9 protein-coding genes are annotated in these 14,517 nt (G+C 45.1%); 5 read left to right on the top strand and 4 right to left on the bottom strand.

The genetic code is table 11. The annotated features are described in order from the left end of the window. Positions 1–122: 122 nt before the first annotated feature. The 3 genes from GC093_RS31970 (at position 123) to GC093_RS31960 (ending at position 5,328) form a co-directional block, all read left to right on the top strand. Positions 123–2,684, top strand: coding sequence for an Ig-like domain-containing protein (locus tag GC093_RS31970; protein WP_171655997.1), 2,562 nt, complete (start codon positions 123–125; stop codon positions 2,682–2,684). Positions 2,685–2,784: 100 nt separating this feature from the next. After that, positions 2,785–4,197: a glycosyltransferase family 2 protein gene (locus tag GC093_RS31965; RefSeq protein WP_171655996.1), complete on the top strand. Its 1,413-nt coding sequence runs from the start codon at positions 2,785–2,787 to the stop codon at positions 4,195–4,197. 303 nt (positions 4,198–4,500) lie between these two features. Continuing rightward, entirely contained in the window at positions 4,501–5,328 is an 828-nt protein-coding gene (locus tag GC093_RS31960) for a sugar phosphate isomerase/epimerase family protein (RefSeq protein ID WP_171655995.1), read from the top strand. Between the two features lie 863 nt (positions 5,329–6,191). On the opposite strand, the gene GC093_RS31955 is transcribed toward GC093_RS31960, so the two are convergent. Continuing rightward, the gene (locus GC093_RS31955; protein WP_312886655.1) at positions 6,192–7,550 is read right to left on the bottom strand and encodes a hypothetical protein; all 1,359 of its coding nucleotides are present in this window, start codon (positions 7,548–7,550) and stop codon (positions 6,192–6,194) included. A gap of 90 nt (positions 7,551–7,640) precedes the next feature. Here GC093_RS31955 and GC093_RS31950 point away from each other — a divergent pair, with 90 nt between their 5' ends. After that, positions 7,641–8,201 (top strand): SLOG family protein, encoded by a 561-nt coding sequence (locus tag GC093_RS31950; protein WP_312886654.1) that lies wholly within the window; start codon positions 7,641–7,643, stop codon positions 8,199–8,201. An 89-nt stretch (positions 8,202–8,290) separates the two neighbouring features. Here GC093_RS31950 and GC093_RS31945 read toward each other — a convergent pair whose 3' ends face one another. Then, positions 8,291–9,211, bottom strand: coding sequence for an aldo/keto reductase (locus GC093_RS31945; protein WP_171655993.1), 921 nt, complete (start codon positions 9,209–9,211; stop codon positions 8,291–8,293). A 344-nt stretch (positions 9,212–9,555) separates the two neighbouring features. Here GC093_RS31945 and nirB point away from each other — a divergent pair, with 344 nt between their 5' ends. Further along, positions 9,556–11,979 (top strand): nitrite reductase large subunit NirB, encoded by a 2,424-nt coding sequence (gene nirB / locus GC093_RS31940; protein WP_171655992.1) that lies wholly within the window; start codon positions 9,556–9,558, stop codon positions 11,977–11,979. An 81-nt stretch (positions 11,980–12,060) separates the two neighbouring features. Here the strand turns inward: nirB and GC093_RS31935 are convergent, their stop codons facing one another. After that, on the bottom strand, positions 12,061–12,756 hold the full coding sequence (locus tag GC093_RS31935) for a class I SAM-dependent methyltransferase (RefSeq protein ID WP_171655991.1): 696 nt from the start codon (positions 12,754–12,756) through the stop codon (positions 12,061–12,063). 95 nt (positions 12,757–12,851) lie between these two features. Next, the gene (locus tag GC093_RS31930; protein ID WP_171655990.1) at positions 12,852–13,847 is read right to left on the bottom strand and encodes a MerR family transcriptional regulator; all 996 of its coding nucleotides are present in this window, start codon (positions 13,845–13,847) and stop codon (positions 12,852–12,854) included. Between the last annotated feature and the right edge of the window lie 670 nt (positions 13,848–14,517).

Raw genomic sequence — 14,517 nt, 5'->3', positions numbered from 1 at the left:
TCGATTTTTGTTTAAAAATATGAATACGTGTAAAATCACACACTTTTTTGGTAGAAATTATGATAGACTAAGGTTATAGATTTGATCGGAATAATTGATTTATCCAAAGGGGAATTGAGTTTATGAAAAGGAAAAAAAACACCGGCAAACGAAATTCCGGTAAGCAATTAGCAAAGATATTAACGGCATCCTTGGTGATGAATCCTGTGTTTTATGTGCTTCCTTCCGCGACTACTTATGTACATGCTATATCTGCTCCGGTAGCGCCTCTTATGACGCCTTTTGTCAAAAGCCCGCTGCCCGATATTAAGGCAGGAGTTGGAAAACCACTGACACTGGATTTAAGCCAGTATTTTGATGGGGCAACCAATTATTCATCCTCAGTCAGCAATCTGCAGGGCTTCAGTGCCTCGGTTAGTGGTAATCTACTTATTCTAAGCAGTGATAGGATTGGAACAGCAACAGTAAGTATAACGGGTGCGGCAGCCGATTTGCGAACAGTAACTGATACATTCGATGTATCGGTTATACCGGATACGATGGACCGGGACAATGATAACCATATAGATATTGGTGAGATTGCAGCTTATGCAAGCAGTCATTCGGTTGACCGGACAAGCTTGAATCAAATCCTTCATTTTATAACTCCGCAGACTTCCTTTACTCCCAATACCCCGCCAAAATCGAAGGGTACATCCTTATCAGTTAATAAAAATGAATCCATAACCATTAGTCCTGACCAATTGTTCGATGATATGGACAACAATGCCCTTACTATTGAAACGTTTAGCCTTAGTACAACAGGAAATGTATCATCTGCGTTATCTGGCAACCGTATTACTGTTACAGGTCTTCAGCATGGATCACTGAATTTGAATGTATCTGTGAATGACGGATTCGGGGGTAAAGCGAGTAACTCGTATCCACTATCCGTGGTAGATGCGACTTATGTGGCTAACCATGCTCCGAAATGGAATGATATACCAGGGGTAACCGTAACGAAGGGAACCTATGCAACCGTTGATTTGCATGCTGGATTTACGGATGATGACGGGGATGCTCTTCAATTTAATCCGGTTCAAATCAGCTCTTCCTCCCTCAATCTCATTCAAGTAGAACAAACCCAAGGGCTATTGAAGATTTATGGTGCGGCAGTGGGCACCTCGACAGTGACGGCATCTGCTTATGATGGCAAAGGCGGCTCGGCGCAGGGAAGCTTTTTAGTATCGGTCGCGAGCGAGTCGCCTGTTAATCATGCTCCGGTGTATGCTGCTGGAAGTTTAGTAGATATGATGGCCAGCCCGGATAATGGTCCTGTCACGATTAATTTGGCGGAAGCATTTACGGATCAAGATAATGATACATTGACTTATAGTGCACTCGTTGGCAATTTAGATATGGCAACCGCCGAAGTAGCATCGGAAAATCTAACTCTATTCCCAACTCCGACAAGTCATGGAATTACTCCTGTTACAGTGAGCGCTAATGATGGTCATAGCGTGACACAAGCGAGCTTTAATCTGACTCTGAATAGAGTGCCGACTTTGATTAACAATGCTATTCCTCCGAAAAATATTAATCATAACAGTTCTGTAAGTGTTAATGTATCCTCCCGATTTATGGATGGGGATGGGGATAAGCTAAGTTACTCCGCTGAATCGGACTTGGGAGGCGCCTTAGCATTAACAACACAGCTTAGTTGTGGAAATACTTATGCTAGTATAGGTGGACTGCCTATCGGCACCAATGTAGTCACTATTCGAGCAACAGACACCTATGGCAGCATTGTAACGGACACCTTTATTACGAATGTACTGAACAATGACCCGGTCTTCACCTTAACACCTCAGACCTTGCATTTAAAGTCATCACAATCGACGCAAGTCTTGGCAAGTGATTACTTCAATGACGCAGATGGAGATAGTATGACAATCACATCCGTTGCTTTGGGTACTAGCGGTGTTGTGCTTGCATCACTGAGCAGTGGAATATTGAGTTTGGCAGCTGTGGGACATGGGACAACAACTGTAACGGTTACAGCTATTGACGCCCCGCATGGCGGGATATCGAGTGGAACTTTTGATGTGGTGGTTAATGACGCTCCGACGGGGAATATTCCATTTGAGCTCAGAATTTTAAAATCCAACGGCAGCTTGCTTTTCAATCCTAGTAACGATTATTTTTTCGATCCTAACGAAGATATGTTGGAATATAGTATCCAGGTTTTATCGAGTGATAGTACGGTTGTAAGTATAGGCGAACCTGGATACGAAGAAATAGATTATAGAATTAATGGTTTAGAACCAGGAGAAGCTACGATAAAGGTAACGGCTAAGGATGCTTATGATGGTACGGTATCAGATACCTTTATGGTTAAGGTTTATGATCCTGATGATTATGTTTATGAGGAAGAAAGTAAGTCTGCTCTAGCTTCCTATTTTTTAGATCTCACTAGCATATTCACTACATCTACATCATTAACAAGTTACACAATCACAACAGATGGCTCCTATTCAGATTTGTTCAACTCGTATTCACTTATTTCAAACAATATTCTTTTAAATAGAAAAGAGAGTTCCTACTTATCAGGTACAACTACGATAACCGTAAAAAGATCGGATGGTGAAGTTGAGGAAACTAAACATATCGTATTTAACTTCTACAATGACAGCGATTCGCTTTAAAGCATTTTTTTCAAATACCACCGAAGAGGGCCAACCCCAAGTTGGCCTTTCTTTCTTCACGCAATAAGGATACTTAAGGAAATAGGTGAAACCATTGCAAATGCCAATCGATACACTGCAACCGATCATAGACGCATTGAAAACCAAACGCTACAAAGAGGCGGAGACCCTGTCCGTCGAAGTGCTGCGGAACAACCGTTTCCTAGCCCAAGCCTGGGTATACCTTGGTGAAGCCTTGATGCATCAAGGCTATGGTAAAGCAGCGCGGCGGGTGTTCGACCGAGCGTGGATGCTGGACCCGCAATCGGGCTGGGTACACGCTGTTAGTAAAGCGGTGAGGGATGTGCCTGATGGTCCTGAGAGGGCATCTATCCATGAGCTGCTTGAGGTCAAAAAGGTGACGGTTGCCGCGGCTATCTTGGTCTACAATAATGAACGATCCATAGAACGCTGTTTGACCCAACTGATCGGTGCTGTGGATGAGATCGTAGTGATAGACTCAAATTCGACGGATCGTACCGTTGAGATCGTGAATCGGTTCCCACAAGTTAAGCTTGTTAACGTAGAGTGGCGTGAGGATTTTGCTGATAAGAGGAATCGTGGACTTGAGCATGTGGAAAGCGACTGGGTGCTGTGGGTAGATTCGGATGAGTATCTTGTTGCTGAGGATAAGCATGCAGTTCGTGATATAGCAGGTATATTCGACGAGCTTGCGATTCCGCCTGTGCTGTTAATCTGGCAGGTCAATCAGATGGGCGGAACTACTTCGGATGAGTTCACCCAAACTCGGATGTTTCCGACAAAACGCGGCCTGGTTTACCGTGGACGTGTCCATGAACAGATTGTTCTCGACGGTCAAGGAGTGTTTGAGGGAGATTCATATCGTCAATCGGTGCGAATACGGCTGCTACACGACGGTTATGAGCCCTCCATTGTAAAAGATGAAAGAAAGCTTGAACGAAACCTTAGGCTGCTTGAGCAAATGGTTGCCGAAGAACCGGATAATCCGGGCTGGCTGCTCTACTATGGCAGGGAAAGTATGGCGTACGGGGATGTAGAGAAGGCTATAGAGCTGTTCCTGGCTGCTGAATCGAAGGCTGCTGATTATCCACGGTTTGGACGTACTCTGGATATCCAAATGTTTCTCGTGAAGATCTATATGTCTCGAAAAGAATTGGACTTGGCGGAACAGGCTTGCAGGCGTGCTCTTGAAAAAGTGCCGAATTTTCCGGATGCGATCTACTATTTAGCACAAATTCAGATGAGACAGGCGGTTCGTTTGCTTCAAAGTTCCGAGAAATCACTGCGCAGTATTAAGGAGCAGTTTCAAACCTATCGTGGCTCCACTCCAGCGGATACGCAAATCCCACAGTGGAAAACCGATGTAGCCATTGCAGATATAGCTATGATCTCAGGAAAAAAACAAGAGGCTCTAGCGATATTGTGTCAGCTGCTGGAACGTAATCCGAGCTTGGAGGCTGTACGTAATAAGCTGCAACAATTGGAGAAATGATCCACCCTTATGCTACTTGTGATTATTCATCTATTGCTTAATGAAGTCTCTCATTTCTGCTGCTGCAGTGGAAGCGAGGGGCTTCTTCATTTGGATTCTAGACATTGAAGAATGGCATCATTTACAATGGATTTTCTCTAAGCAAATGAGGACTGTGATTGTATCGCAAAAAGAATTAAGGCATGTTTACCCAAGTATGCAGTCGCAACTTTACAACAGGCTATGGTATGATGAAAGCGTTTTAGAATAATGTTGTACAAATGAGAAGTATGGTAAAATCTATTCATTAGGAGGATATGACCGATGTCTTATTTATCCATTAGCACTTGGAGCTTGCATCGTCTATTGGGCCCGCTTCGCTGGACGGAATGGGATGCCAATTCGCTCGCACACACAACTCGTATACAAGAGCAGCCGGAGGCTCTGACGTTGTTGGAGCTGCCTGTTGAAGCTGCGAGGCGTGGTTACAAGGCCATAGAGGTATGCCACTTTCATTTCCCATCCAAGGAAGCTGCATATTTGGCGCAATTGAGGGAAGCATTCTCAGCTGCAGGCATTTCCTTTGACACTTTACTGCTGGATTATGGTGATCTGACTGCAGTGGATGTCATTCGACGTGAGGCGGATTTTAATCTGATCCGGAGCTGGATCGATATTGCAGCTGCAGCGGGCGCTAAGCAAATCCGAGTCATTGCGGGTGATGCCCAACCAGCAGATGAAGAGGCGATTCGCAGGTCAGCCGAAGCTTTGTCGGAGCTTGCTGATTATGCATCCACACAGGGAGTGCGTGTTATTACTGAAAATTTCCGGGCACTCACCTCTACAGCTGAGAGCTGCCTTAAGATTGTTGAGCAAGCAGGTGCTCAAGTTGGGCTCATTACCGATTTCGGTAATTTTAAGCTGCCGTCTAAGTACGAAGAGTTTGCCATGACGTTACCCTACAGTGTATCGGTTCATGCTAAGGCACAGTATGATGAGAATGGGATTCCGGATGAAACGGAATTTGTGAGCTGTCTGGATACTTTGAAGGCGGCCGATTATAAGGGTGCGGTTGTGCTTATTTATGACGGACCAGGCGACATGTGGGAAGGATTGGAGCGAATCCGCGCAATCGTTCAGCCCTATTTGTAAGCTAAGCAATGGCTTGAGAAAGATAATCATTGTCATTTACTTATTATTAGTAAACCACTTTACTTATGTAAGTGAGTGTTGTACAATAGGCTTATCGAATTTAACTAAGGAGGCGAACACGATGGGACAATGTGCCTGTGGTAACACTAAGAATGCAGAAGGTAACTGTGACGGTTCACACGCTAAGAAAGATAAGTAGTTTCTAAGCTTCTATATGAAATAACGAAAAGACCTAAAGTATGCATTGTGCATACTCTAGGTCTTTTTTTTGAGAAATAGGATTTAGATCAATCTAACTGGATTGAACCTTAAGCTAATCTTCTCCTTTGGTATGAAATGTCCCAAATTCGCTTCATTAGAAGGATCATTCCCCAACTTTTCCAGCTAAACCTCAAAATCAGTGCTTGACCCTCTCCCGAATTAATCAGCCTGCACAAAATCCTGCAAACATGCAGTTATTTTCTACCGAAATTTGCTGTAGAGAGGAAAGAACTGCGAAAGTACAGCAATGTCCATGCAAACGGGCCCGATTTCAGCTAAGAATGAAAAAAGAGATGCACAATTGCACGAATTCACGAAGACTGCTGATAAAACGGCCAAAGGCTGTATAAATACATGCTTTTGGGGTAGGCACTTGCTTCGGCCAACAACATCCATCCCCCAAAAAACGTGTACACCATGGATACCGTATCGTATGTAGGTTTCCTAACATATAAGAATTGATTCTGGGGTGAACATTCTGGATGGACTTTTTGAATGAACAATTTGGGGAGAACGAAGCTTACCCTTATTTAAGTTAGGGCTACCTAACTTTTTCATCAGCAACGATTATTGGTTCGGCACCGTCGCTCCCTTCACTTCACTTATAGCAAGCAGAGAGCAGCGACAAGGCCGATTGCTCCATAAACAACACCAAAGGTAAAGTTCCATAATGTAATCCGGTAAGGATTAACTTGCAGCAGACCGCTCATAATTGTAACCGTTGTGTTGAAGGTTCCCATGAAGGAAGAGCTTAAGCAGGATGTAATAAGAACGATGGCGATGCTGAGCGGGTTCATCACTTGTAGGATGGGCTGCAAGAAGAAGCCGAACAAACTCATTACCACCAAAGGATGCACACCGATTATGGGTAAAATCAAGCTGACCAGAAAAATAAACACAAACAGTACCACAGGCCACTGAGACATGGCTTGAACCGGTTCTTCCATCAACTGAAACAAATGAGTTTTGGAAACCGCACTGTTGAAAAAACCGAAGGACAAGAACAATACGAGCAAATGGCGCAGCCCATCCACGCTGTCCTTCCACTGCTTGCGGCTGGTAGACACAAAACGTCTAAACCGTCTTAAGATGATAGACCATAACACGGAAAAGGGAAGCAAGGCGAACGTCATAGCCGCAAAAAATGAAATGCCCAGCCCAGCCTGCAGCGCAAAAGCCGATGCGATAAGCAGCACAAGAGCCAGCAGGAATGCGCCTGTTTTGGACCAAGAGGGAGCTAATGGTGTTACGTCGGTCTCTTGGTTCAACGGGATTTTACGGAATTGTAGGCCCCATAATCCCCCAGCAATAAATAGAATCGCTGATAACCCGAGCATCCAAGGCAGCAAGGACAAGTAAGATACTCCGGTGATCAAGACGGCCGTTGCAACCAAGGGTTCAACGGGGCTCCAGACGGAGACGATTCCGAACCCGCGAAGAATGGACATGCTCATGAGGCGGTTCGTCAGACGGGAATCCTGCCCTTGAAGATGCTTGCTTAGCACTCGATGAAGCAGCGGAATCGCCGCAAAAAATAAAAAGAGGCTCAGCAAATAGCTGACCGCCAAAGAACGTACATACAGATGCCCCAAGTGACCGGACTGTACATTGAGCCATCTGCTCAAATGTCGGTCATAGCCCCCGATTCGAATGACGCGGTTGACGAACGGCAGCATATACAACAAAGAGATCAGCATGACGTTGGATGTCATTAAGAAAGGGACTTGAGTGAGTGGGATATCCGCCCACACGATACATGCAATACCGGCACTGATAAAAAGAGTCGCAACAATTTGAAACATTCTTCTTGCGGCGTGCAGGGAGACGATCAAGCTAAGGAGGGCTAGCGTTCCTTCAACTGCTTGCAGCCATTTCCATCCGGTAAAAGTCTCTAATACAAAAGCAATGACCAGCATGGTGAAGAGGATGGGTCTGGATGCGTTCATCATGGAGTAAATCACAGCTATTCTCCTGTCTGATAAAAATGACTATAATAAATTCATGGGTAGTATAGCATGGATTGTATCTGAATGGATAGAGGAGTTAAGCATGTGAATAGAATTCTGGTGATGGGATATAAGGCGTCTGAGCTGGGGATATTTTCACAGAAACACAAAGGAATTGAGATTATTAAGAAGGCTATCAAAAAGCAAATCATTGCCCTCATCGATGAAGGCTTGGAGTGGGTTATTGTCAGTGGACAGTGGGGGGTGGAGCTGTGGGCAGCGGAAGCGGTGCTGGAATTGCAGCTGGAGGATTCGTATAAGCACCTCAGATTGGCTGTCATTACTCCCTTCTTGGAGCAAGAGGAGAAGTGGAGTGATGAGAAGAAAGGCATTTACCAAGCTGTGCTGCAAAAAGCCAACTATGTAAACAGTGTGTCCAAGAGCAAGTACGATGGGCCTTGGCAGTTTAAAGAGAAAAACAAGTTTCTGCTGCGCAACTCCGACGGGATGATCCTCTTATATGATGAGGAGCAGGAGGGCTCACCGAAGTTTATTAAGGAACAGGCTTCAAGGCTGGCTCAGCTGCAAAACTACCGTATTATAAACATCACAGCCGCCGATCTGCAAAGTATTGCTGAGGATGAGCAGCAGCCTGATTATTTTTAGTTAAACGGAAAAAACCTTGAGGTGTGTATGAAAACACAACTCAAGGTTTTTTTGTGTATCTAACTCTAGCGTTGGCAAAATGCCATCGCTTAAATATTGAATCTATCGAGCTGTTCCTTGGAGAACAGCACATTACCGGCTTGAGCGTTAGCAGCAGCCTGCGCAGGGGATTTTGCACCGGGAATTGCTACGGCCGCCGTAGGGTGAGAGATAACAAAGCGCAGAGCCGCAGTAGCCATATCTTCATCATCATGCAGTGCCTCTCTGACCTCGTTCAACTTGTGGATGCGGGTTTCAAACTGCTGGCGCCCTGCGCCATCGGAGTTCCAGTTGGCGCGCACGCTGTCGGTAAAGACCGTTTCTGCCGAGTAGTTACCGGATAATAAGCCCATGGATAAAGGACCGCGCACAAGGACGCCTATGCCGTGCTCCTCGCAATAAGGCAGAAATTCTGGTTCGGCCGCTCTGTTTAACAGGGAATAGTCCACTTCGACGACACGACAATTGCCGTGAACATTGAATTTCTTCAGCACTTCCAGGCTATCCGTAGATATGCCGTATTCTCTGATTTCCCCATTTTGCTTCAAAATTTCAAAGCCCTCCAGAAATACAGAAGGATCCTCAATATTCGATATGTGGCAGAGCATGACATCAACCCAATCCGTTCTTAAACGGTGCAAAGAAGCATGTGCGCAAAGTCTGATCATATCGGGAGTGGTTAGAGGAACTCCTTGTCCGGTTCGCTTGCCGAAGTTTCCGATTTTGGAAACGATATACACCTTGTGTCGCTCGCCTGCCAGCGCTTTTCCGAGACGTTGTTCGGATAAACCATTCGGGATTCCATAAGACTCAGCGGTATCGAACAGATTAACGCCATGGTCCAGTGATGTCCTGATCGTGGCGAAGGAAGTGGCATCATCCACCTCTCCCCATTGATTTCCAATATTCCAAGTACCGAGTCCTATAGACGAAACCTGCCATCCTGTATTTCCAAAGCTGTGGTATATCATCACTCACCACTCCTTAATAATAATGATTAGAAATCGCTTACAAATGACTTTCCTTTATTATACATGAAAAAGTACTGACAAGCTTTTGATAATTAATGTCATATAAAATAACATAAAACACGAACAATTCATTTATTTTTAAATTTTATATTCGTATTTATGAAATTAAATTAATGAAAATGTAAATAAACATCACATATACTATTGAAATATACGTTTAATTAAGGTAAATTATTAAAAAGAGTATTTTATGTTATATTTAATGACATATATTTGACAGGGATTACTTTGAATTAACTTAACTGTCCTACAATAAATGATAATACTAACGGGAGCGTGATTCGATGAAAAAGAAATTGGTGCTGATAGGTAACGGTATGGCTGGAGTTAATTGCGTGGAACAAATTTTGAAGCTTGCCCCAAACCGCTATGATATCACGATCTTCGGAAGCGAGCCTCATCCCAATTATAATCGTATCTTACTGTCGTCGGTTCTGGCGGGAGATGCGGATATGGGTGATATCGTGATTAATAGTTGGGATTGGTATAAGCAAAATAATATTACTCTTTTTACAGGAACAACAGTAAACGGCATCGACTCATCACGAAAGACGGTCAGCGCTGATAATGGCATCAGTGTGCCGTACGATGAACTGATCGTGGCCACTGGCTCGCTTCCGTTTATGCTTCCGCTGCCTGGTGCTGATAAAACGGGGGTTATTGCTTTTCGTGACATCAAAGATTGCCAAATGATGATGGAAACGGCCAAATCTTATAAAAAGGCGATTGTCATAGGCGGTGGATTACTCGGATTAGAGGCGGCTAGAGGGTTGCTGAATCTCAATATGGAAGTGTCTGTTGTTCATATACACAAATATTTGATGGAAAGACAGCTGGATGCAACGGCGGCTCTTATGCTGCAAAAGGAGCTTAAACAGCAGGGGATGAAATTTTTACTTGAGAAAAACACGGAAAGAATTATTGGAATAAAGCGGGTTACCGGCGTCAGATTTACAGATGGTTCTGAGGAGTCTGCGGACCTTGTAGTTATGGCAGTGGGAATAAAGCCTAATGTGCAGCTTGCTAACAGGAGCAAGATCGAGATTAATCGTGGAATTGTAGTTAATGATTATTTAGAAACGAATATTCCTCATATCTACGCGGTTGGCGAATGCGCAGAGCATCGTGGAATTGCCTACGGACTTGTAGCTCCTCTCTATGAGCAGGGCGCAGTTCTTGCTAAAAGACTAGCTGGAGTAGACACGGAAGGGTACCAAGGTTCCATAGTTTCAACTAAATTAAAGGTATCCGGAGTAGATGTATTTTCGGCAGGGCAGTTTACGGATAGTGAGGACACACGGGCGGTACGCGTGCAGGATGAGTTTGGCGGCATGTACAAGAAGGTCGTTATTAAAGAAGGCAAGGTTACAGGAGCTGTCTTGTTCGGAGATATAAGCGATGGCTCGCGTTTGTTCGCTATGATACGAAGTGGGGAAGATGTAACGGGCAGAGAGAAAGAAATCTTGCTAGGCTCAGGTGGTTCTGGATCCGTTAAGTCGGGAGCTGATATGGTGGCGGCTATGAAGGATGATGAAATCATCTGCGGATGTAATGGCATATCCAAAGGAGCCATCGTACAAGCGATTAATGAAAAAGGCTGTTCAAGTGTGAATGATATCAAGGCATGCACCAAAGCTTCCGCATCATGTGGCGGGTGCAAGCCGCTTGTGGCGGATGTGCTCACCTATGTACTCGGGGCTGATGGAGTAAAGATGGTCAAAGAAGGCATTTGTGGATGTACGACATTAAGCCGGGATGAAGTGGTTGACGGTATCCGCAGCATGAGATTGACGACATCGAAGGAAGTTATGAATGTGATGGAATGGAACAACCCAGAAGGCTGCTCCAAATGCCGTCCGGCTCTGAACTATTACCTTGGCATGGTATGGCCTGACGATCATGAGGATGAGAGAGAGTCGCGTTTTGTAAATGAAAGGAACCATGCCAATATCCAGAAGGACGGTACTTACTCGGTTGTTCCAAGAATATACGGCGGTGTTACCACCCCTAAGGATTTGAAAAGAATAGCTGAGGTGGCCGAAAAGTATGATGTTCCTTTAGTTAAAATTACCGGAGGGCAGCGGATCGACTTGTTGGGTGTGAAAAAACAGGATTTACCGCAAATGTGGTCGGATCTTGACATGCCTTCAGGATACGCTTATGGTAAAACCCTGCGGACGGTTAAAACTTGTGTGGGATCGACCTTCTGCCGATTTGGAACACAGGATGCGATCAGCATGGGAGTCGAAATGGAGAAGCGGTTTGAGCGTTTGAGTACACCAGCGAAGGTGAAGATGGCTGTGTCCGGATGCCCGCGTAATTGCGCGGAAGCAACAATCAAAGACTTCGGTGTAGTAGCTATTGATGGAGGATGGGAGCTATATGTCGGCGGTAACGGCGGGACGAAGGTAAGGGCTTGCGATCTGCTCAGCAAGGTTAAAACAGAGGAAGAGGTTCTGGAGTGGACAGGAGCGTACCTGCAGTATTACCGCGAGACTGGCAAGTACAACGAGCGTACAGCAGAATGGCTGGAGCGGGTAGGACTGGACACCATCAAGGCTGCTCTGGAGAAATCGGAGGACCGCTTGGCTCTAGTAGAACGTATTGAACACGCGCTTAGCTTGACGAAGGATCCGTGGAAAGAGATTATTGAAACGGATAAGCTGCGGACATCGTTTGAATCCTTAGTAGGCTCCTCGATACAATAACAGTTGAAGCTCCTTTTCGAATAGCACGGGAAAAATAAGAGCCTCCATTCCACTTTTCAGTGGTTATGGAGGCTTCTTTAATTATACTTGGGGAAGCTGGAGCCACCAAATTCCTGCGCATTCCGGTAAATGGACGAGGTTTTGGTTAATGACTCTTTCCGCCAGCTCCTCGCCAAAAAAGAAACGGGTTAACTCCTCAGCTTGCAGCAGGCTATCAAAGGTATAATCGGTTCTAATCCATTTGTGGGAGAAGCCATAGTTATTTACCAGCATGGAATAGTAGCTCTTTAAAAAATCAGGAGCTGTTGGCGTATCGTGCCCCGTACCTAATGTTTCGAAAATAATGACGGTCCCATTGCTGCGCAGAACGCGCTTTATTTCTCCTATAACCTGATGGATATTTTGTTCCCAATCTTGGACATTCGTGCTGCCTAAGTAACAAATACTCCAGCCAGCAACGATTAGATCGGCGCTTTGATCTTCCAGCGGAAGCTTCCGATGATCGCTAGCTTGAGTACGCCAGTTCGTTAAGCCTGCTTGGGTAAGCCTGTCTGCTGTGATGCGCAGCATGGCCTCGGAAGCATCAAGAGCGATGATGGATTTGGCCTTTGCTGCCAGTGAAGCTGTAAATCTTCCTGTGCCTGCACCCAAATCTACAATGTCTAACCCATTTAGGGGTCGTATTTCTTCAATCCATAGATCTAAATCAGCTTGCTTGGAGATTAATTCGTGGTATTTTTCCGCTTCATTTTCATAAATGCTCGTATGATTTGGCATCGTTTATTTCCTCCTCGTATTGGAACTGATGAACTTAACAACTCTATCGTACAAGTTGACGTAACGAGAAGGTCAATACCTATGCATACTTTTATTTATCTTATGGGAACGGCATATAGGATATGCAGTAAATGGTTTATCTGATGCTGCTTAATCATGTAGCCGTTTTCCTCAAACCATCGGTGCAAAACGGGCATGATAGGGTATTCCTCGCTGTTTTCTTGTATAGGATCATGGGCTGTGTGCATAAGGTCGGCCAAGCAAATACGTCCGCGAGGCTTTAAAACCCTACGCATTTCCTCTAATGCCAGAAGCTGCTGTTCGGTCGTCAGGTGGTGGAAAGCAAAGCTGGAAACGACAAAATCGAATTGTCCGCCAAGGTAAGGAAGCGCGAGGAAATTTCCTAGCTTGGTTTCCAGGTCGGGGTGTTTTCTTTGGCATTGCCGCAGCATTTCTCTGGACTGGTCTACAGCCGACATACTAGCGCCGAGTTCTATAAGTCTACCAGCCAGATTACCTGTTCCGGCTCCGATGTCCAGACCTTGTTCTCCTTGAATAGGTGAAACCCATTTTACAATCAGAGCCAGAGCTTGTTCATAGTCTGAATAGTTCCCGGTATTAGTAGAAACACGTTCGTCATGAGTGGATGCTTGTTGATCAAAATTCCACTTATCCTTCCAATTTTTCCGCTGCTCCCTTAACAATTTGGAGGCTTCTGCAAGCTGATAAATATCTTCCAATGGCAACGTGTTTTTGGTTTTCAATAGTGCAATCATATGGTCGGTTGTTTCAATAACCTGTTTTATTTCCAGCCATTGAGACATCATGACGGTTCGTTGGAGCTCCAGATAATACTGAAGCTGTTCATGGTTGGTCTCGTCTATTTCATCTAAAGCTTTCTTAATATCCGTTAGCGGCATTCCTGCTTCTCTGAGCGAAATGATGGTTTGTAGCCGCCATACATCCTTTTCAACGAAGGTGCGATACTGGTTGTTCTCCTGTTTTGCTGGAGATAACAGCCCTTTTTCTTCATAGAATCGGACTGCTCTTGGAGAAATGTTAAGCTTGTTGGCTATTTCTTTAATCTGCATACCAGACTCCTCCCATCCCACTCATTATAAACATTAACGTAACGTTAATGTAAAGGGGGGCAGGCAACATATATCATCACAACGAATGCCCAGGTGGATTCGAGCCCGTTTGGAAAAGGTAGACCAGGGAAGGGGCAGAGCAGAGTAAGCCAGAGTAAACATTAGAAAATCCGAGTAAACCAGAATAAACCAGAGTAAATAAGAGTAAATCGGAGTAAATAAGAGTAAATCGGAGTAAATCAGAGTGAATCCAAGTGAATCCGCGCAGACCATGACAGATTAGCCCCAAATCAAACTCAGCCTCAGCCCGAGACCCAGCCCCGAACAAACCCAGAACAAACCCAGAGCAAACCCAGAGCAAACCCAGAGCAAGCCCAGAACAAACCCAGAGCAAACCCAGAGCAAACCCAGAGCAAACCCAGAGCAAACCCAGAGCAAACCCAGAGCAAACCCAGAGCAAACCCAGAGCAAACCCAGAGCAAACCCAGAGCAAACCCAGAACAAACCCAGAGCAAACCCAGAACAAACCCAGAGCAAACCCAGAGCAAACCCAGAGCAAACCCAGAGCAAACCCAGAGCAAACCCAGAGCAAACCCAGAGCAAGCCCAGAACAAACCCAGAGCAAACCGAGAGCAAACCCAGAGCAAACCCAGAACAAACCCAGAACAAA

It is taken from the genome of Paenibacillus foliorum, from assembly GCF_013141765.1.
Taxonomy (GTDB): Bacteria; Bacillota; Bacilli; order Paenibacillales; family NBRC-103111; genus Paenibacillus_S; species Paenibacillus_S foliorum.
This window is presented reverse-complemented; position numbering and strand designations above follow the sequence as displayed.